The following is a 20109-nucleotide window of genomic DNA, read 5'->3' as shown; positions in this document are numbered from 1 at the left end:
TAACCCCGGTTATCCCAGTGGGCCGCCGCAGTTTGGCCAGGCTCCGGCGCCCTGGGAAGCCAGCACCTTCTCGGCAATTTCAATTTGCTGAGCCTTTGTTGCCTGGTCCGCGGTCGGCGCGTAGGCGCCACCACCGTGGCCGGTCCAGGTTTGGGCGGCGAACTGCAGGCCGCCGTAGTAGCCGTTACCAGTGTTGGTCTGCCAGTTCCCGCCGGATTCACAGGCGGCGACCTGGTCCCACTGCCCCACAGTCGCCGCGGCTGCTTCCGGTGCGCCGATTCCGGCACCGGCACCAGCGCCGCTGCTGATAGCGGCTGGCGCAAGGAGGGCGGCAGCGGCAATGCCGAGCCCGGCGGCGATTCGAGCGGTCATGTTGGTAGCGGTCTTCTTCACGGTAGAGAGCATCAAGAAGGTAATCTCCTTCAATTGTTGTGCTTCTTTTCGCTTGGAAAGCGGGCACCAACTCCAGTCGGAGCAAGCACCGAAGTAGTTCTTCGGCAACCCTCGGGCACCAACCTGGAGACCAGTCTGGCGACCCATGGGCGCCCAACCTACCGGCGCCCTCCCCGGCTTTGTCAAACGAGCCACGCCGACCCCCTTCGTCAACAAGCAAAATCTTTTAGGCTATGGGCATGGGCATTGCTGACATTGCACGCAAGACTGAACGCGCTTTGGTGCGGTTTGGCACGGAGCGGAAGGCGGCGCAGGGTTGGCTGCCGTCGATTATCGGGTATTACGGTTTCGGTGATTCGACGCAGGTGCGGGTGCTTGGGCGTGTGGTGATGGCCGACCCGAACGCACCGGCGCCGACCCCGGCAAATAGGAAGTCGCAGCGGGGTTTTCAGCAATTCTTCACTCTGCAGGTGCCGAATCATCAGGTGACGGTGCGCGTCGGCGACCAAGCGGTGGAAACCCGCACGAATGAAAACGGCTACATTGATGTGCTGATCCGCGATCATGGGCTGGACACGGGCTGGCAGGAAGTGACCATTGAGGCCAGCGGCGCCGACCCGATTCAGGCGCAGGTGCAGATTGTGGCGCCGGGTACGACCATCGGTTTGGTGTCCGACATTGACGATACGGTGCTGGTCACGTGGTTGCCGCGGTCGATGATTGCGGCGTACAACTCGTGGTATCTGCCGACTGACATGCGCAAACCGGTCCCGGGGATGGCCGATTTTTATCAGGATTTGCTGCGCAAGCATCCCGATGCGCCTGTTTTTTACTTGTCGACGGGGGCGTGGAATACGTTTTCCTCGTTGACATTGTTCCTCGCGAAGCATGGTTTCCCGAAGGGCCCACTGTTGCTGACGGACTGGGGGCCAACGCCGACTGGGTTATTCCGCAATGGGGTGGAGCACAAGCGGGTGCAGCTGCGGAATCTGATTATTGACTTCCCGGATATCAACTGGATTTTGGTGGGTGACGATGGCCAGCATGATCCGCTGATTTTCGGCAACATTGCCGGGGAGCACCCGGACCGGCTGGCGGGGATTGCGCTGCGGAATTTGTCGCCGCAGGAGCATGTGCTGTCGCATGGTTCGGCAACACCAATTGACCCTGCAAATATGGCGCAGCGCAATGATGTGCCTTATGTGCAGGGTAGCGATGGTTTTGAGTTACTTGCGGAGTATCAGCAGCATCCGTTTCCGCGGGAAGTCACAGCGGACATGCCCGCGGACGTCGCGGCAGAAGTTGCTGCCGACGCCGCGGCGGACGATTAGAGGTCGAGGGTTGTCGAGTCGCCGCTTTCGTGCTTGTCGGTGAGGATGTGCACTGGTAGCGCACTCGTGTACTACGCTGGACGCATGATTTTGGGCGTGGGCGTGGACTTGGTTGACATCTCGACTTTCGAGGAGCAACTAGCAGCGCCAGGCACCACTTTTGGCGCCGCCTTCACCACCCAGGAACGCCTCACCAGCAAGCTCCGCGCGGAAGTGTCGGGCTCCATTGCTTCCCACATGGCAGGCCGTTGGGCAGCGAAGGAAGCCTTCGTCAAGGCGTGGAGTGCCGCCCTGATTGGCACACCACCGCCGCTGAGCGTCGAAGATATGGTGTGGCCAGCTGTTGAGGTTCGCGCCGATACGTGGGGTCGCCCGCTGTTACATATTCATCAGCCGCTGGCGTCGCACGTGGCGGAGTCACTGATGCAGCATTGCGCTGGTTCGCTGCCCCGGATGCACCTGTCGATGTCACATGATGGCCGCTTCGCCACCGCCACTGTGGTGCTGAGCGCTTAGTTCCGCACGGACGCGAGCACCCCGAGGTCGCGCACGGCGTCGTCTAGCTGCGCAAATGTGCGTACGCGCTGCGGGAATCGCACCAGCGTGAGCTGCATGAACCCGGTGCGCAGTTCCATCAGCAGCAGCCCAATTTCGGAGATGTCGGCGATGAATACGGTCTTGCGGTGCCGGTGCGCGCATACTTCAGCGCGCGAGGTCATAGCTACGCCGAGGATTTCTTTGGCACGCACGCCGTCGGCAAGTTGCCGCAGTTGGCGCTGTGTTAGCCGCCCGACCACGTCGCGCGCTCGTAGTGCATCGGTGTCGATTTCAGGCAGGTTCAGCGCGCTGGCCAGCATTTCGTCGTAGTCGAAGCCGATGGGGTTGCCGGCGCCATGCATAAATACGCGGGTGAGGTGGATGACGCCGTATCGCAGCGACCCCATGGTGTCTTCCCACTGCAGCTGCCCGACGGCCTCTAGGTTGGCGGCGACAATATTGACGCAGAATTCGGGCGCCACGGTGCTGATGCTCAGTCGCACGGCGCCTTCCGGGCTGCCGGTGGTTGATTGGAGGTCGCAGGCGACGATGAGTCGTCCGAGGTGGTCCAGTCCATGGGCGACCACTTGGTACACGGCCACGTCACCGTCTGTTTCGCAGTTCGCGGCGCCGTAGGTGGCAAGTTCAACTATTCCGGCACCGGTGAGCATGCGTGCGCCTTGGCTGAGCGCTACTTCTGTGGTCATGTTTCCCTCCACCGTCGCATCTAACAAGGTAAGGCTAACCTAACTTCGCTTGCGGTGGCCGTCAACCTTCCTCCCCCACACCGGGTAACCTCACGGGTATGACGGCAAACTACCCACCAGTAACCACCCCGTGGGGCACTTTCCACCGCGCCACTGCGCTTTTTGACGGATTGGTGCAGGCCTACGACTTTTACCAAGCCGACGCGGAACCAGGCGGCGCGGCTGAGCCCGAACTGTACATTTTCGCGGAATCGACAGAAGAGGCCACCGCCACCGCCAAATTCTTGGACGCCTTCTTCAATAATGAGGCCACCTGGCGCCAGCGCGCGGTCACCGCAATTGTGTCTCCCGATGGCGCTGAAGCACCAACTCCGGAGCAGCTCGAATCCGCAATGGACGACTTGGCGCTCACTGAGGTGGAAGCACACCCAGAAGGTGCCGTAGTACTGAATTTTGAGGATCGCTCCGAGTTCGGCGTCGATGGCTACTGGTTCTCGGTCCGTTTCGACCAAGCTGGCAAAGTCCAAGAAGTCACATTCGAGCATTAGCCCTCAGAAAAAAGTGTGCACATCCCTGTAACAACTCCCGCGTAGCTGTCACAAGCCAAGTGAAGAGCAAAGAAAACCAACCGCTTCCAAGGAGTGATGGAAATGTTCCAGAAGAAAATGATGCAGAAGGCCGGTGCCATTGCCGTGGGTTCGGCAGCGCTTGTCGCTTTGGGCACGGGTTCCGCCGGTGCGGCAACCCTGTCCAGCACGATGGCTGATCAGATTGGCAACATCCCGGGTGCCGCCAAGGTGCTGTCCCAGTTGCCAGCAGGGTGGGCAACGTCCGCTGCTTCGGCGCTGCCAAAGCCGGCTGTCACCATCCACGATGACTTGAAGCCAAACGCTGAAATCATGATTTCCTCCCCATGCCTGGCAGGTGACCTCCGCGCCACGGTGACCACCAGCTTCGGCGCCAAGGCAACCATGTCCCCAGCTGCGGATATGCCGGAACTCATCGGCTACGTCAAGGCACCGAATAACATTGGTAAGGGCCCAGCAAATGGCTACCACACCGCAACGGTGACCTGCCATTCCGGCGTGACGAACACCGTCACCTTCAAGGACGCGGGCAACGGTAACACCATGATCCCACGCTAATCCCCTAACCCCCAGAGCGCGCAACGGTGGCAATCGACACAAAAGAACAGTTCAGCACGGTATATCGCACTAATTATGCGGCCGTGCTGGCCTACCTCCGACGCCGGTCGGAGCTGGAAACAAGCGAAGATCTGGCGGCGGAGGTCTTTTTGCGTGCTTGGCGACGCAAATCGACCTGTCACGGCGAACCACTGCCCTGGCTCTACGGCATCGCACGGAACGTGCTGCTGGAGCACTACCGGGGCAGGCAACGCCGCGAGGCTGCCGTCATGCAGGCCGAGGCCAAGGCCGCTGCAGAGCTGCAATTAGAACAGACGTCACCAGAGCGCGGACCGAAAACTGTTGTGGCCGCTGCGCTGGACATTCGGCAAGCACTCAGTGAGCTCAGCGAGACTGACCGCGAAGTTCTCACCCTGTACACCTGGGAAAACTTGGGTTACGAAGAGCTTGCCACCGTGCTGGACATCAGCGCCGCCACTGCCCGAGTTCGAGTTCATCGCGCCCGTAAACGCCTTGCGGAGATTGTAGAGAAGGAATCCAATGTCTAACCAAGACGACACTTACCGGGACGATGCACGCCGAGACGACGCACATCGGGATGATATGCATGACCCGCTCTTGGCGCAGTTGCGCGCTGCGAACCCGCAGCCTGATGACTCCTTGACGGAGCTCGAGCAGGCTCGTTCCGAACGCACCCTCGCCAACATTCTTGCCGACGACACAGCAGCCAAGACCGCGGAACCGCCGGTGGCACACCCACGCACGCAGCATTGGTTCCGCCGTCCGGCATACCTGACCGGTGCAGTTGCCGCCGTTGCGGCACTGGTCGCGGGCATTATTGTGATTCCTGGCCTGCTCAACCCCACTGCCCCAACTGCGACAGCCGAGGAGATTCTCACGCAAAGCGCTGAAGCTGCGCAGCGCCAACCCGCCACCTCTGATTTGTCGGTCACCAGTGCCGACTATGTCCGCCGCGTCGACAGTGTGGGCGGGTCCAGTCCAGCCGACGCTGATGCGGCAGTCACGCGAAGCTACCAGACCAATGCTGGTGGCGCGACGGAAGTAAACGTCAATAAGCACGGAGATTTACCTCCGGAACTCGCTGCCATTGCTGACCACCCGGAACCACGCTTCCCGGCCGCGGAATTGCAGGGGCTGGGCACGGATAAGGAAGCGCTGCGCGGATTCGTGGATGAGCACTGGGCTGGGGAAACGGCGGTCGGGATTGTTGATTTGTTGCTGATGCCGGGTCTGAATGGGGACCAGGAGGCGGCGCTGTATGAGATTTTGGCGACGTTGGAGGGGTCCAGCGTCGGCACTGTGGAGCCGTCACCGACGGGTGGTGAGGACACCCTGGTGACCATTATTCGGGATTCGGACCGGATGAGCTTCACGATTGTTCCGGAGAAAGGCCAGATCACACGGGTATATGGGTTGGTGGGGCCGGATGTGACCACCACGGTGGATGCCGCCGGGATTGTCGACTGCGTGAACGTTGCGGGTGTCAGCGGGCCGGAGTTCATTAGCCTGGCCTGCGCCGACAATAACTACACCGTGTCGGAGCTGAAGTGGAAGAACTGGGGTGCGCCGGAGGCGGAAGGCAGCGGTGTCGCGTGGCTGAATAACTGCGACCCAGATTGTGCGCGCGGTGAATTCGGGCAATTCCCAGTGAAAGTGACGGCGCGGGAGAAGAAGCGCTGCGGCTACAACCTCGATGTGTACACCAAGTTGGACTTGGACTATGGCGCGGCGGGCGCCGATGGTCGCGCTCCGGAGAACGAAACCATCGAGATGCAGTGCCTGTAGCGGCTACTTCGCACCAAACTGCGTTAGCGCGTCGCCGGTGAGGCGGAAGGTGTCCCATTCGTCCATCGGGAACGCGCCGACCCTGTGGTAGAAGTCAATCGACGGCTTATTCCACTTCAGCACGCACCACTCCAACCGCTGGTAATCCCGCTCGACACAGATCTGCGCCAGTGACTGCAGCAACTGCTTGCCCAACCCCTTCCCGCGCAGCTCAGGGCGCACATACAGGTCCTCGAGGTAAATACCGTGGGTGCATTCCCAGGTGGAGAAGTTCAGGAACCACAGCGCCATACCGGCCAGCTGCACTGACGCGTCGGTGCCGTCCGCAGCGTCGGCAGAGATTCCGGCCTTTTGCTTATTGACGATTTCAATGACCGTCCCGAACAGCGCAGGGTTCTCACGGAAGAGGTGGTCGTGGAGGGATTCTTCGGTCGCTTTCACGGCGTCCGGCTCTTTTTCATACTCCGCGAGATCTTTGATGAGCTGCAGAATCTGCGGCACATCTTTCGGCTCGGCCGGTCGGAGGATGAATTCTGCGTTGTCAGGAAGCGTGAAAGTCATTCTTTAAATGTAGTTCGGCACTTCCAGTTGCAACAGCGCCGTGCCACTTGCAGCAAGCTTGAACATCAGCGGTCGCTTAGAGGTCTCTTCGACATACCCCAACGTCACGAGGTGCGCTTCATCAGTGCGCAGCGTTTGCGGTGAGACCTCTAAAGCGGTCGCTAGCTTTTGGTGCTCTTCACCTTTTGGCCACCCAAAAAGTGAAACAAAGCCGAGAAGTTGCAAGAGATCATAGGTCCGCGCGTTTGCACCCGGAAGCGCCTCAGCGTCCTTCAGCTCCTTGATGCGCTCCACTAGGCCTGCGATCTGTGCGATTCGTTGGTCGAGCTCATCATGGAACTGCAGTTGTGCTTCGGAGAGCAATTGCAGCAGTTCAAGTGCAAAGAAAGTGCCATCGGCATAGTTCAATGGTTTTTGAACCTCAGCGAAGGCACGGTAGTAACGCTGCTTTTGCTCATTTAGTTTCTTTGACATAGTCAGCGCTGTAGGCACTGACAGGCATTCGGAGAGCCCCTGCACCAGCAGGAATCGACCTATTCGGCCATTTCCGTCGTAAAAAGGGTGGATGGTCTCAAACATGAAATGCGCCATAATGTGCGAAATTAGGTGGGAAGTGCGGTCCGGATGCATCGCAGCGAGGGCAGTGTTGAGACCAGCCACAATGTCGGTTTCCGTTGCGAAACCTCGGTGAATCTCTTTGGTGCCGGTTGTAATAATGACGGGGCCGAGGCGGAAATATTCGCCGTCCAATTCCGTATTTGCATCCAGCTCTCCTGCAAGCAGCCTGTCGTACAAGGCCCGAACTTCGCTTACGGACAACGGCATGTCAATTCTTCCCAACGAAAGTTCGGAGAACTGCTTCACCATTTCAGCAAAACGGCGCTTATCTGTGTGCCCCTGACGTTCGACGGCTTCCAGCACAGCACTGAGTTCTTGGCGGGTGCTTCTGATGCTCTCGATTTCGTTAGTGGCTTGAATCTCGTCAATAAGCAAAGTGCGCAGGTAGTATTTCTGCGCCTCCCGCGGCAGCACTGTCCATTTCTTTTCAAGCTGGGACTGCTCACGACCAATCGATTCGACCTGCCTTAGCAGCTCCGGGGTACACAATACGAATAGGTTGTGGTCGCCGACTGGGAAATTCCAATGAAGCGCTGCCTCCGAGTTTCGACGCGTCTCCAACAACTCTTTGGCGCGCGCTTCGTCGAATTGATGGAAGACAGATTTCAGGGTTCGGTAACTTGCCATGACTCCCCTAGGCTCAGCCGCTAAATCATCACAACGGTGCTTTCCATCATTTTCGGAACGCTACAACACACTCTAAATCATGAAAACCGCACTTTTCATCATTTAGCTCGACGGAAAGCGGTCCGATTATTACAAAAATCCCGCTTTTCATGATTTAGCGGCTCAATGGCGCAGGCTGCACATGTTCCACGTGAAACATCGACCACTCATCGACTCCCCATCAGCTACTCCCAGCCGTTGAGCACAATCTTCCCGAGGGTGTGGCCAATTTCGATGTCAGCGTGCGCTTGGCGCAGGTTCGCAGCGGAAATCGGGGCGTAGCTATGTGAAATCGTCGGAACAATCAGGCCGGAATCGGCCAGTTCAGCAATCTTTTCCAGTGCCTTATGCTGCTGGTCCATGTCTTCGGTTTCATACATCGACCGAGTGAACATGAACTCCCAGTGCCAGGTAATGCTCTTCTGCTTCAGTGCAATAATCTCCCGCGGCCCACCATCGATCGCCACAATCTCACCGAAAGGCGCCACAACCTCCGCGTATGTGTCGATATTGCCTTCGGAGTATGCCGAAAACAGCCACTGCACCCCATCCGGCGCGACCTGTTTCACCTGCTCAGCCAAGTCGGCTCGGTGGTTCACCACATGGTCCGCACCCAGGCCTCGCACAAACTCCGCCCGCTCTGAGTTCGAGGCCGTTGCAATAATCTCCACCTTCGGCAGCAACGCTTTGACCAGCTGAATCATCATCGAACCTACCACGCCCGTCGCACCGACAATCAACAGTTGCCCTGCACTGTCAGCGGTCAGTCGCAGCCGGTCAAAGAGGCATTCCCACGCAGTCAATGCGACCAGCGGAATCGATGCCGCCTCGGTCATAGAAATCTGCTTCGGCCGGTGCGCCACAATCCGCTCATCCACAGCTTGGTAGCGCTGGTTCGTACCTGGACGGTTCAGGGTGCCAGCGTAAAACACCTCGTCACCCGGTTGGAATTGGGTGACATCCTCCCCCACCTGCTTCACCACCCCAGCAGCATCAAACCCGAGCACTCGAAACTCCCCTGCGGGAGCAGTTTGCCGAGTTTTCATGTCAATGGGGTTCACGGACACGGCATAAACGTCAACAAGCACATCTTTTGGCCGTAACTCCGGCATAGCGGTTTGCCGTTCTACCAGGCAGTTTGGGTCGCTGACGGGGAGGTTCTCGGTGTAGCCAATGGCGAAGTTGGAAGTCATACTTCGACGTTAGCTGATTAGGACGCCTACTCAGCCCCCTCCGGCGGATAGGTAATCTCGCGCCCATCAACTTTCGCGAAGCTCGTCAGCTTTTCCGGAGTCGCTTTCGTCGGGCTCATAATGTCGAAAACGTCATACCCGCGGACCAGCAGCGCATCGCCAATCATGGATCGGTGGCAACGCCATGGCACCGCCTCCGCGCACATCACCACTGTTTTGCCTTCGGCTGCCCAGAACATCAGGTCATCCAAACCCGCGACGAATTCCGGTGTTTGCATGTAGTCGGCGTAGCCGCGGAAAGACGCGTTGCGCCAGCCGGTGTTCGTCGAGTCTTTCTTCGCGTGCCGCAGCCCACCAAGCTGCTTGAACCAGCGGTAGTCAATATCAGCTTCCGCCAGTGTTTTCGCTAGCTCATCGGTGCCAAACTGCGGGTTGTGCCGAGACTTGGGCACAGTCCGCACATCCGCCACCTGAACAATTTCATAGTGTTTCAGCAGGTCAACGAACTCGTCGGCGCTGCGGGTCGAATGGCCAATGGTGCACAACGTTTTGTCACCCATACCTCCACCGTACAAATGTGGTTACGCTTTCGGTATGCCTTCCGCTGATTTCACGCCACTTGAAGCCTTCGCGGCGCTCGACCTGCGCGTCGCCGAAATCCTTGAGGTTCGCGAGTTCCCCGCCGCCCGCAAACCAGCATTCCAGCTGGTCCTTGACGTCGGCGAGGTTGGAACGTTGCAGACCAGCGCACAAATCACCCGCTACGACCCCGCCGACCTAGTCGGCCGAAAGGTCATCACCGCGGTGAATTTAGGTACCCGCCGCATCGCCGGTTTCGAAAGCCAGTGCTTGGTGCTCGCCGCGCTTGATGACGGAAACCAGCCGCATCTTTTGTCAGTTGACCCGGGTGCACGCCCCGGCGATCGGGTCGCTTAGCCACATAGACTGCGGGTATGACCCGTACTGACATCACTTTCAGCTCTGGTGAGACCTACTGCGCTGCGTGGCTCTACCGACCGCAGGGCGTCGCAGCGGATTCCGCCCCGCGGCCCATCATTGTGATGGCGCATGGCGTAGCTGGTGTCCGAGAAGCACGCCTTGACGCTTTTGCTGAGCGGTTCACCGCCGAAGGCTATCTCTGTTTGGTGTTTGATTACCGCTACTTCGGGGCTAGTGGCGGCGAGTCCCGGCAACTATTAAGTACCGCCCGCCAGCGCGAAGACTGGACGGCAGCTATCGCATATGCCCGCACCATCGACGGCGCGGACCCGAACAAGATCATCGTCTGGGGCACGTCCTACGGCGGTGGCCACGTTATCGTCGCGGCAGCGGAGGACCACCGAATTGCCGGCATGATTGCACAATGTCCGTTCACCGACGGCTTTGCCTCTGGGACTAACTTGCCCATGCTCACTGCTCTGAAAGTGGGCGCCCGAGCTGTTGCCGATATCGTCGCCGCCAAATTTGGCCGCGGTCCCCTCCTCATTCCTAGTGCTGGCGAGCCCGGTGATGTCGCCCTCATGGTTTCACCGGATACCTACGCTGGCGTCCACAAACTAAACCCCCACGAGCTGCCCATCGATATCGATGTGTCCGCTCGGTTTGCCCTGGACATCATCCGGCAATTCCCTGGGCGTCACGCAAAGAATGTCACCTGCCCTGCCCACTTCGCGCTGTGTGCCCGCGACAGTGTGGCTCCCGCCGCGAAGAGTTTGCACTATGCGCAGCAAGCTCTGCGCAGCGAAATCGCGGTCTATGACGTCGGCCATTTCGACATTTATGTTGACGATGCCTTCGAAGCCAATATCGCGGACCAGATTCGCTTTCTCCAGCACCACTTCCCCATCGAGTAACTAGCCTGGTGTCAGCTACTGCCCGTTAACCTACTTCCCGTTAACCCCGAACCTTTGCCTGATGCGAAAGGAATCTCATGGCCAAGATTGTTGTTCTCGGTGCCACTGGATATGCCGGTGGTCTCGCCGCGCATGCGCTGGTCAATCGCGGCGCCCGACCGGTACTTGCTGGCCGCAACGAGGCCGCACTCGCACAGCTCGCGTCCGAGTTAGGCGACTTGCCGTATCAAGTTGCCGATGCCACTGACCTCGCCAGCCTCCATCTGCTTGTTGACCCCGGCGATGTCCTAGTCACGACCGTTGGCCCCTTCCACCGCCTTGGAAGCCTTGTTGCACAAGCCGCCGCCGATCGTGGCGCGCACTATATTGACTCCACCGGCGAGGTCGGCTTTGTTCGCGACGTCCTGGAAAAGCATGGTGAGCAGGCACAAGCCCGCGGCGCCGTCATGCTGCCCGCCTTCGGCAACGACTACGTCCCCGGCATCCTCGCCGCCGGTTACGCCCTGCAGGAGTGGGGTGAGCAGGTCGCTAACCTCCAGGTCGGCTACTTCCTTTCCGGAGAGACCAGCGGCAATAGCGATATGAGCCAGGGCACCCGCACCACAATGTTAGAAAGCCTCACCTTCCCCACCCTGACCTGGGAAAAGGGGCGCATTCAGGAGCAGCGCACGGGCAGCCAAACCGAAAAATTCAGCATCCACGGTGAGCAGCGCGCCGCAATTTTGGTGTCCGGCACCGAGGTCCTCTTCCTGCCGCGCGAGTTCCCACAGCTGCAGTCCGTCACGGTGTTTAATGGCTGGTCGCCGGGCGCAGAACGCGTCGTCCCGCTCTTCTCGAAGGCTCTCGGCGCACTACGGTCCACCAAGTTTGGCCGCGAGAAAATCGATGCGGCGTTGCAGAAAACCGCTGGCCCGTCCGGCGGCCCGGATGCTGAGCAGCGCGCCCGCACCGGCATCCAGAATATTGCCATTGCCCGCGACCGCACCGGCCGCCCCCTCGGCCAAGTCCTAGTGGAGGGGCCGAATGCGTATGACTTCACCGCCGAGGTGATGGCGTGGGCCGCCACCGAGCTTATTGACGGTCATTTCCGCACTTCGGGTGTGGTTGGTCCGATTGCCGCGTTTGGTTTTGCGGAATTGGCTGCCGCCTGCGCAGAGATTGGGCTGCGCCGCACCGTATAACTGGTCGCGCGGCGCTGTTTGGCTAGCTGGGTAATTCGGTGAGCAGAATTGCTGATTTCGCTGCTCAGCATCGCCCAGACATGTACGGTGAACCTTGAAATCGTACTCCTACCCGAGGTGCATGATGACCACACTAGAAAGCAGCGAAGTAATCGCTGAAATCCGTGGCCACGCAGGGGTTATCACCCTGAATCGGCCGAAAGCACTCAACGCGCTCACCCTCGATATGGTCCGCAGTATGACCGCTGCGCTCTCCGAATGGCGTGATAATGACGCCGTCAAACTTGTCGTTCTGCGCGGCGAAGGCGACCGCGCCTTGTGCGCCGGCGGCGACATCGCCATGCTCTACCGCGCTGCGGAAGCCGGAACCGACGAGGGCGCCACATTTTGGCGCGAAGAGTACGACCTCAACCAGCTCATCGCCGAATACCCGAAGCCTTATGTCGCCATTATGAACGGCATTGTCCTCGGTGGTGGTGTCGGCGTTTCGGCGCACGGTTCCCACCGGATTGTCACCGACGACACCCGCATCGGCATGCCAGAAACCGGCATCGGCTTCATCCCCGACGTGGGCGGAACGCTACTGCTCGCTCAAGCCCCGGACCGTCTTGGCTACCACTTGGCGTACACCGCGCAACATGTCGGTGCCGCCGAAGCTATCGACCTTGGCCTCGCTGACACGTTCGTGCCAAAAGACCAGCTCGAGGCACTTGTTTCCGAGCTCGTCGACACCGGTGACATCGCCACCATTGCCAAGTTTGCGACCGACGCAGGCGAGCCATTCGCCGGTCAACGCGCTGAGATGGTCGATGTGTACTCCGCCGACAGCATCGAGGGTGTCGTCAATAAGCTCACTGCCCTCGCCGAAACGAACGGGGACGGGCACTGGGCGGCGAAGTCCCTGAAGCGGCTGCGTGGCAATAGCCCGACATCGCTGGTCGTGACGAAGGCGGCCATTGACCGAGCGGGCGGCAAAACCCTGCGGCAGGCCCTCGACCAGGAGTACAAAATCGCCAACTACCTGCACTCATACCCAGATTTCCGGGAGGGTGTGCGCGCGCAGATTCTGGACAAGGACTTTGCGCCGAAGTGGCACCACAAAGATGTTGCGGAAGTGCCGAACGACTTCACCGCAACGCTTTTTGACGAATAATGGCAACAAACAACACCGGAGGAAACATGACTGACACCACTAGCTACGAAAACATTCTGGTAGAAACCCGCGACAATGTCGGGCTCATCACCATCAACCGACCAAAAGCACTGAACGCCCTGAACAAGGCCACCATGGAGGAAATCGGGCGCGCCGCAACCGAATTCGACCAGAACGCTGACATCGGCTGCATCGTTATCACCGGCTCGGAGAAGGCTTTCGCGGCGGGCGCGGACATTAAAGAAATGGCCGAAATGACCGGCACCGAAATGTTCCAAGCGGACTGGTTCGCGGGCTGGAATGTGCTGACCGCGACCCGCACCCCGATTATCGCGGCGGTCAATGGCTACGCGCTCGGTGGCGGCTGTGAAGTGGCCATGATGGCGGACTTCATTATCGCAGGTGAGAAGGCAAAGTTTGGCCAGCCGGAAGTGAACCTCGGGGTGAGCCCGGGTATGGGTGGCTCGCAGCGACTGATTCGCGCGATTGGTAAGTCGAAGGCGATGGAAATGTGCCTGACTGGCCGGATGATGGGCGCCGCGGAAGCTGAAACCGCGGGACTGGTGGCACGGGTGGTGGCGCCAGAAGAGCTGCTCGATGAGGCGCTGAAGACCGCCGCTGAGATTGCGTCGAAGTCGCTGGTGGCGACGATGGCCATCAAGGAGCAGGTCAACCAAGCCGAAGAGATGACACTGGCGCAGGGGCTGCTGTTTGAGCGCCGCACTTTCCACGCGCTGTTCTCGTCGAATGACCAGAAAGAAGGAATGGCGGCATTCACTGAAAAGCGTGCCGCCAACTTCACTAACTCCTAGCCGGTGCCGCTACCCGCGTAGGTTCGGGAAATCCGAATCTGCGTACTCGGTAGCGGCTTTTGTCTCGCCACCATCGCCCGCGTGGATTTCCACTTCGCGCTTGCGCAGGTCAACGCGGCGAATCTTGCCAGACACCGTCTTCGGCAGTTCGTAGAACTCCAGGCGGCGAATCCGCTTGTACGGCGCGAGGTTATCGAAGCAGTACTTCAGAATCGACTCTGCGGTCTCCGCGGTCGGCTCCTGTCCCGGCGCCAACGCCACATAGGCCTTCGGCACTGCCAGGCGAATCGGGTCCGGCGACGGCACAACTGCCACTTCCGCAACCGCAGGGTGCTCAATGACCACCGACTCCAGCTCGAATGGCGACAAGCGGTAGTCCGACGCTTTGAACACGTCATCGGCGCGGCCAATGTAGGAAATGTAGCCGTTTTCGTCACGTTCGGCGATGTCACCGGTGTGGTAGTACCCGTCGACGAACACGTCCGCGTTCTTATCCGGGTCGGCGTAGTAGCCCGGGGTCAGGCCAACAGGCCGCGGGTCAGTGCGCAGACAAATCTCGCCGGTATCACCAATTTCACCGGTCGCGGGGTCAATCAGCACCACATCCATGCCTGGCAGCGGCTTGCCCATCGAACCCGGTTTCACGGCTTGACCCGGAGTGTTCGCAATCTGCAGCGTGGATTCGGTCTGCCCGAAACCATCACGAATGTCAGTGCCCCACGCCCGCTTGACAGTATTAATCAGCTCTGGGTTCAGTGGCTCACCCGCCGCCACCAGCTTCTTCGGCGGGTTCTTCAGGTGCGTCAGGTCGGCTTGCACCAGCATGCGCCACACCGTCGGCGGAGCACAGAAACTGCTAACGCCTTCCTCATCCATCTTCGCCATCAGCGCGGCGGCATCGAAGCGGTTGTAGTTGTACAGGAATATTGTCGCCCCGGCGATCCATGGTGCGAAGAAGTTCGACCAGGCGTGCTTCGCCCAGCCCGGCGCGGCCACATTCAGGTGCACATCGCCGGGTTCCAGCCCAATCCAGTACATGGTGGTCAGGTGACCAACCGGGTAGGAGGTGTGCGTGTGCTCGACGAGCTTGGCACGAGAAGTCGTGCCGGAGGTGAAGTAGAGCATTAGCGTTTCATCCGCGGCAGTTGGTTGCGTTGGGGTGAATTCGCTTGGGGCGCTGTGCGAGTCGCTGTAGGCCAGTGTGCGGTGTGCCTGCTGCGCTGGTGCTTCGTCACCGACCTGAATGACGGTGATGTTTGCCTCCACGTCGTCGAACTTCGCGGCGTCTTCCGGGTTGGCAATCACCCATTTCACTTCCGCGCGCTCCACGCGGTCCTGCAGGTCAGCAGCGCCGAGCATGGCAGTGGCTGGGTTAAGCACTAGGCCGGCTTTAATGGCGGCGAGCATGGATTCCCACAGCTCTACCTGGTTGTTCAGCATGAGCATGACGCGGTCGCCGCGCTGCGCGCCGATGCCAAGCAGCCAGTTAGCCAGCTGGTCTGAGCGCGTCGACAGTTCCGCAAAGGTGCGGCGGGTGGAGCTGCCATCAATTTCGGTGATGACCAGCGCTTCCCTATTCGCGGTTTCTGGGTCGGCGGCGAGCTGGTCGAACCAGTCGAGCGCGAAGTTGAAGTGGCTAAACCGCGGCCATTCGAAGTGTTCGCGGGCAGCGTCATAGTCGTTCCGGTGGCGAACCAGCAGGTCGCGGGCTTGGCGGAACTGTTCGGTGGTCGAGGTAACCATTGTCATTGTGCGTCCTCACTCAAATGAATTGTGACCTAAGTCTCAGCTCATCGTAGCGAGGCAAAATCACCGCCGACTAGGGTTTTTACCCTTTGCAATGCTTGTTGACGTTCACATTTGCCAAAAATAGCCAACCGATCTGTACGTTTACATGGTCAAACGTACTGAAACCGAATGTGTTTGTCGACAAATGTTTATTCTGCAAAGGGGTGCAACACTGGGGTGTACGGCTTACTACCGTTGCGCTAACCCACCAAGCACCAGCCGACCAAATGCCGCGTACGCCGCGCCCGTAGGCAGCACATCATGATAAAAGCCCTGCTGAATATCGGTGAGGCTGCGCTGAATCAACTGCGAAGTAAACTCCACCGAATCGAGCGTGAACTCTCCTTCTGCCACTCCTCGGGTGAGCAACCGGTCGACCTGCGCCACCGCCGCCTGCGTATTGACGGAATACACCTCTTGCGCAACCTGCTCCCGCGCCATATCCCGCATGAACGCGGCGCTAGCCGGTTCCAAAGCGCGCGCCATGGCCGTGAAGTAGCTATCCAACTGCTGCGCGCACGACCCGTCCTGCTCAGTAGCTGCGGTCACCTGGCGCGTGACGTCCCGGAAGAAGCTAATCAGCAGCTGACGGAGAATCTCATCGCGGTTTCTACCCAGTGCATAAATCGTCGACTTTGAGCAGTGGTAGTCGCGGACCGCACGGTCAATGGTGAAACCAGAAAATCCCTGCGCGAGGACGTCACGGAGCAAGTGATGGAACAGTTCCTGCTGCCGCGGCGTGAAATCGTTGGGGTCCATGGCCCTAAGCGTAAGGCGATAGCCCCCAATACGGGAACACTGCCTGACTTGTTTTCGACAATGCCGGGTGTGGCCGCTCCGCCAGCACCCGCTTCGGATCAAAATTCAGGATGGAACGGTCCACGTTCTCGTCACCAAGCGTCAAGGACGTTGCCTCACCCCAGTCCCGGGGCAGTCGTGCCGACGCCGCCAACTCCATATCGGCCACCGTCGCCAACAAGTACGTCCAGGTTCGGGCGACCGAATCGCGGTTGTAGCCGCCGCCACCAATCGCCACCCACCGGCCCTCGGCGTACTGCTGCGTCCACTTCCGCAGCGACCGGTACGCCACCGCCATCGCATCCACACTGACCTGCAAGTCCGCCAACGGATCGGCCCGATGTGGATCCGCACCATGCTGACTCAGAATCAATTGTGGCTTGAATTTCTGCAGCAACGGCGGAATCGTCGCGTGGATTGTATGGAGCCACACATGGTCATCGGCATCCTTCGGCAATGCCAGATTCACCGCAGTACCGGCCGCCAGCGGGCCGCCGATATCGTGCGCGAAACCGGTGCCCGGGAACAGATAGAGCCCCGATTCATGCACGGAAATGGTCAGCACCCGCGGGTCATCCCAGAAAATCCGCTCCACCCCATCACCGTGATGGGCATCGAAATCGATGTACACCAACCGCTGCGCACCACCAACATCCAACAGCCACTGCAGCGCCACCGCCGCGTCGTTATACATGCAAAATCCAGACATGGAATCGGCAAAAGCATGATGCAAACCGCCGGCTAAATGCACCGCACGGTGTGTCCGCCCCGACCACACCGCCTGCGCTGCGGCGACCGTGCCGGAAACAATCGCACTGGCCCCGACCGGCAGCCCCGGAATGATCGGATTGTCTTCAGTGCCCAAACCGAACCGCTCATCGGCTTCATTGCGCAGCACAGCCTCGATGTACTCCGGGGTGTGCACCAGTTCCAGCAGGCCCGGCGCAAGACCTGGCGGGCGCTCCTCATCGAAATAGTCCAGCACCCCGAAGTAGCGGGCCAGCGACAGCGCCAGCTGAATCCGATCGCTGCCCATCGGATGCGTGTTGCCGAGGTCGTAAGAAAAGATATCCGTTCCGTCAATAAGCAACGGTTTTGTGGTGGGAAGGTTGGTCATGGGGTCACCGTCAGGTAATACGTCGGGCACGCGGATCACGGTGCGGGTTCAGCGGCGCAACGCGCAGGCGGGCACCGAAAATGTGCGTGGCCTGCGCTGATGCAATGACGGGGTGCAGCTCCACCTCCACCACCGACGGGATATCATCCGCGAGGCAAGCCAGGCGAAGCAACACATCTTCAATGGTCTCCATCCGGGCGGCGGGCATGCCGCGGTAGCCCTGCAGAATCGTCGCGGACCGAAGCTGCTCCAACATTCGGCGCACATCATTGCGGCGCAGCGGCGGCACCGCATAGGACACATCGCCCAGCACCTGCGACGGCACCCCAGAAATACCAACGGACACCATTGGCCCCATCGTTGGGTCTTCGGTGCTGCCAATGGTCAGCGATGTGCCCGAAACCTCCGCCGACGGCGACACTTCAATGCCATAGGCACCCAGAATGGCGTTTGTTTCCGCATCGGTGGCCCAGCGGCCCGCCGGGTCAGTCGCCAGAATCTGCTCCACCACCGCGAGCGCATCGGTCGCACCGGACGGGGCGGTGTCATCATCGGGTTGAGTGCGGATCGCTGCGCGGGTGCGTTCCGTGGCCACAATTTTGGCGAAAGCTTCCAGCGCGTCGGCATAGTTCGCGAACAACGCCAACTGTCCCTGCTGCTCCGGGGCACTATCGACGGGGTCCGGCGCGGCAAACCCCACCAAAGACGCGGCCAATGGAATGTCGCCGTCGGCGGCCAATTCGGTGAGCACCGTCACCGCCTCGGCGAGCATCGGCTCCCCAGCCTCCACCACCGTGACCAGCACAGCATCGACATCAGCGGCCCGTGCCGACTGCACCGCCCCCGCAATCCCCTCCACCGGCGAACCCGTAATCAGCATCGGTGTTGGCTGCAAACCAAAGCGCAACGCCGACTGCTCCATCTGCGCCGCCAAACCAGTCGAATTCGACAGCACCGCCACCCGCGGGCCCTGCGGCACCGGCTGCCGCGCCAACAACCGCGCCACATGAAACATGGTTTCGCGCCGCGACACCACCATCGCACCAGTACCCTCAATCACCGCGTCCAACGCCTGCGGGGCCGCCGAGACCAGCTGCGCACCAGCCGCATCGGTATAACGTGCCGACGCCAACGCCCGCGACGGCAAGAACACAATCACATGCTTGACCAGCGCCAAGCGGCGCAACACCCGGAAAAACTTCCGCGGGTTACCAATCGTGTCTAGCGACAGCAGGCAAATATCGGTCTGCTCATCGGTGCTCCAGTACTGAATAACGTCATTGCCGGTCACATCCGCGAACCCACCGGCCGCGATAAAGGAGCTAAGCCCCAGCCCATGCTGCATCGCGTGGGTCAGCATCACCATCGCCACACCCGCAGACTGCGTGAACAGCCCAACACTGCCTTGCCGTGGCATCGGCGCCGGCGCTGCGTTCAGCCGCACTTCCGGGTCAGTATTAATCAGGCCAAGCGCGGCCGGACCCAACGCCCGTAACCCGTGGTCCCGCGCGGTGTCGACCAGTTGCCGTGCGTGGTTGCGGCTGATGGTTGGGCTGAGGTTGTTGGCAAGGACCACCACACCAAATGCTTGTCGACGGGCCGAAGCAGCCAAAACTGCATCCAAGCTCTCACTGAGATTCGCGGTCTGCGGGATGATGACGACATCAATATCAGCGCCGATCTGGTCAATGACCTCGGCGATGGCTTGCCCGTCATCTTTCGCGGTGACGATCCGGATGTCCCCGGCGAAGTCGCTCGTTGCCAGCGACGGCACAATCGGCCGGACACCGTCAATGGGTCCGACGACGGCCACCGAGTGCGGCCGAATCAGCCGGCGCAGCGAGTTCGCTTCGGCACGTTGTTCGCGGCGCTCCATCACTTCGCGGGAGGTGCGGCTTGCGGCAATAGTGAAATCGACGCTGATGAATCCGTCAGCAAGCTCTGGTTTGGCGCTGTACCCAGCACGGACGAAGGTCTGCACCATCTGGCGGTTATTCGGCAGCATCTCCGCAACAAAGCGATCAATGTCGCATTCGCGGCCGATTTCGGTCAGGTGCTCCAACATGATGTTGCCGACACCGCGGCCCTGGTGGGAATCTTGGACGAGGAAGGCGACGTCAGCGACGCGGGCGGGCGCTAGGTGCGGCAGCAGTTTGAAGGTGGCGACACCAACAATGTCATTGCGTTCGACAACCACAAGGGTGGCATTGTCGCGGCCATCAGTGTCCAGCCAATGCTGCAGGTCTTCATCGGTGAGCTCAGGGTGCGTGCCAAAGAAGCGCAAGTACTTCGACCGGTCGGAAACGCGGGCGTAGAAGGCATGCAAGGCGTCACGGTCGGCGTCGGTGACGGGCCGGAGGGTGGCGATGCCGCCGTCGTTCAAGATGACATCGGCTTCCCAGCTGTGGTGGTCGGTCATGGTTCCTCCAAAGGCTCCACTGGCCTGGCGG

The 20109-nt window shown here is 60.1% G+C and carries 21 protein-coding genes; 11 read left to right on the top strand and 10 right to left on the bottom strand.

Features of this window, described 5'->3' with window-relative positions; all coding sequences use genetic code 11:
* Positions 1-9 precede the first annotated feature (9 nt).
* Positions 10-372: a transglycosylase family protein gene (locus A3EC_RS0110340; RefSeq protein WP_083880034.1), complete on the bottom strand. Its 363-nt coding sequence runs from the start codon at positions 370-372 to the stop codon at positions 10-12.
* A 260-nt stretch (positions 373-632) separates the two neighbouring features.
* Between A3EC_RS0110340 and A3EC_RS0110335 the strand changes: the two genes are divergently transcribed.
* Positions 633-1724, top strand: a complete 1092-nt coding sequence (locus A3EC_RS0110335) for an App1 family protein phosphatidate phosphatase (protein WP_083880033.1) — start codon at positions 633-635, stop codon at positions 1722-1724.
* Positions 1725-1808: 84 nt separating this feature from the next.
* The gene (acpS, locus tag A3EC_RS0110330) at positions 1809-2240 is read left to right on the top strand and encodes a holo-ACP synthase AcpS (protein WP_051061078.1); all 432 of its coding nucleotides are present in this window, start codon (positions 1809-1811) and stop codon (positions 2238-2240) included.
* Here acpS and A3EC_RS0110325 read toward each other — a convergent pair.
* Entirely contained in the window at positions 2237-2968 is a 732-nt protein-coding gene (locus A3EC_RS0110325; RefSeq protein WP_018025112.1) for a hypothetical protein, read from the bottom strand. The two genes, acpS and A3EC_RS0110325, sit on opposite strands and share 4 nt — an antisense overlap.
* 98 nt (positions 2969-3066) lie before the next feature.
* Between A3EC_RS0110325 and A3EC_RS12605 the strand changes: the two genes are divergently transcribed.
* The 4 genes from A3EC_RS12605 (at position 3067) to A3EC_RS0110305 (ending at position 5919) form a co-directional block, all read left to right on the top strand.
* On the top strand, positions 3067-3516 hold the full coding sequence (locus A3EC_RS12605; protein ID WP_018025111.1) for a hypothetical protein: 450 nt from the start codon (positions 3067-3069) through the stop codon (positions 3514-3516).
* Positions 3517-3618: 102 nt separating this feature from the next.
* Complete coding sequence (locus A3EC_RS12155; RefSeq protein ID WP_245532986.1) at positions 3619-4113, top strand: hypothetical protein; 495 nt, start codon at positions 3619-3621, stop codon at positions 4111-4113.
* A gap of 26 nt (positions 4114-4139) precedes the next feature.
* A complete protein-coding gene (locus tag A3EC_RS0110310; protein ID WP_018025109.1) occupies positions 4140-4661 on the top strand; it encodes an RNA polymerase sigma factor in 522 nt (173 codons plus the stop codon).
* Entirely contained in the window at positions 4654-5919 is a 1266-nt protein-coding gene (locus A3EC_RS0110305) for a hypothetical protein (RefSeq protein WP_018025108.1), read from the top strand. The genes A3EC_RS0110310 and A3EC_RS0110305 overlap by 8 nt, the downstream gene beginning before the upstream one ends.
* A 3-nt stretch (positions 5920-5922) precedes the next feature.
* Here the strand turns inward: A3EC_RS0110305 and A3EC_RS0110300 are convergent, their stop codons facing one another.
* The 4 genes from A3EC_RS0110300 to A3EC_RS0110285 form a co-directional block, all read right to left on the bottom strand.
* Entirely contained in the window at positions 5923-6480 is a 558-nt protein-coding gene (locus A3EC_RS0110300; protein ID WP_018025107.1) for a GNAT family N-acetyltransferase, read from the bottom strand.
* A gap of 3 nt (positions 6481-6483) precedes the next feature.
* The gene (locus tag A3EC_RS0110295; RefSeq protein WP_169331410.1) at positions 6484-7473 is read right to left on the bottom strand and encodes a Fic family protein; all 990 of its coding nucleotides are present in this window, start codon (positions 7471-7473) and stop codon (positions 6484-6486) included.
* Positions 7474-7949: 476 nt separating this feature from the next.
* On the bottom strand, positions 7950-8957 hold the full coding sequence (locus tag A3EC_RS0110290; RefSeq protein WP_018025105.1) for a zinc-binding alcohol dehydrogenase family protein: 1008 nt from the start codon (positions 8955-8957) through the stop codon (positions 7950-7952).
* Between the two features lie 26 nt (positions 8958-8983).
* Complete coding sequence (locus tag A3EC_RS0110285; RefSeq protein ID WP_018025104.1) at positions 8984-9517, bottom strand: DUF488 domain-containing protein; 534 nt, start codon at positions 9515-9517, stop codon at positions 8984-8986.
* Positions 9518-9551: 34 nt separating this feature from the next.
* Here A3EC_RS0110285 and A3EC_RS0110280 point away from each other — a divergent pair, with 34 nt between their 5' ends.
* From A3EC_RS0110280 to A3EC_RS0110260, 5 genes are all read left to right on the top strand, one after another.
* A complete protein-coding gene (locus A3EC_RS0110280) occupies positions 9552-9893 on the top strand; it encodes a tRNA-binding protein (RefSeq protein ID WP_018025103.1) in 342 nt (113 codons plus the stop codon).
* A gap of 17 nt (positions 9894-9910) precedes the next feature.
* Positions 9911-10810 carry an alpha/beta hydrolase gene (locus A3EC_RS0110275; protein ID WP_018025102.1) on the top strand — a complete coding sequence of 300 codons (900 nt, stop codon included), beginning with the start codon at positions 9911-9913 and terminating at the stop codon, positions 10808-10810.
* Positions 10811-10887: 77 nt separating this feature from the next.
* The gene (locus tag A3EC_RS0110270) at positions 10888-11991 is read left to right on the top strand and encodes a saccharopine dehydrogenase family protein (RefSeq protein WP_018025101.1); all 1104 of its coding nucleotides are present in this window, start codon (positions 10888-10890) and stop codon (positions 11989-11991) included.
* A gap of 124 nt (positions 11992-12115) precedes the next feature.
* A complete protein-coding gene (locus A3EC_RS0110265; protein WP_245532985.1) occupies positions 12116-13144 on the top strand; it encodes an enoyl-CoA hydratase/isomerase family protein in 1029 nt (342 codons plus the stop codon).
* A 26-nt stretch (positions 13145-13170) separates the two neighbouring features.
* The gene (locus A3EC_RS0110260; protein ID WP_018025099.1) at positions 13171-13956 is read left to right on the top strand and encodes an enoyl-CoA hydratase; all 786 of its coding nucleotides are present in this window, start codon (positions 13171-13173) and stop codon (positions 13954-13956) included.
* Between the two features lie 9 nt (positions 13957-13965).
* Here A3EC_RS0110260 and A3EC_RS0110255 read toward each other — a convergent pair whose 3' ends face one another.
* The 4 genes from A3EC_RS0110255 to A3EC_RS0110240 all read right to left on the bottom strand — a co-directional run bounded on the left by A3EC_RS0110255 (position 13966) and on the right by A3EC_RS0110240 (position 20078).
* Positions 13966-15705, bottom strand: a complete 1740-nt coding sequence (locus A3EC_RS0110255) for an AMP-binding protein (RefSeq protein ID WP_018025098.1) — start codon at positions 15703-15705, stop codon at positions 13966-13968.
* Between the two features lie 228 nt (positions 15706-15933).
* Complete coding sequence (locus tag A3EC_RS0110250) at positions 15934-16503, bottom strand: TetR/AcrR family transcriptional regulator (protein WP_018025097.1); 570 nt, start codon at positions 16501-16503, stop codon at positions 15934-15936.
* A 4-nt stretch (positions 16504-16507) separates the two neighbouring features.
* On the bottom strand, positions 16508-17659 hold the full coding sequence (locus A3EC_RS0110245; protein ID WP_018025096.1) for an acetoin utilization protein AcuC: 1152 nt from the start codon (positions 17657-17659) through the stop codon (positions 16508-16510).
* A 10-nt stretch (positions 17660-17669) separates the two neighbouring features.
* Positions 17670-20078 carry a GNAT family N-acetyltransferase gene (locus A3EC_RS0110240; RefSeq protein ID WP_018025095.1) on the bottom strand — a complete coding sequence of 803 codons (2409 nt, stop codon included), beginning with the start codon at positions 20076-20078 and terminating at the stop codon, positions 17670-17672.
* Between the last annotated feature and the right edge of the window lie 31 nt (positions 20079-20109).

The organism is Corynebacterium ulceribovis DSM 45146 (assembly GCF_000372445.1).
Classification (GTDB): Bacteria; Actinomycetota; Actinomycetes; order Mycobacteriales; family Mycobacteriaceae; genus Corynebacterium; species Corynebacterium ulceribovis.
This window is presented reverse-complemented; position numbering and strand designations above follow the sequence as displayed.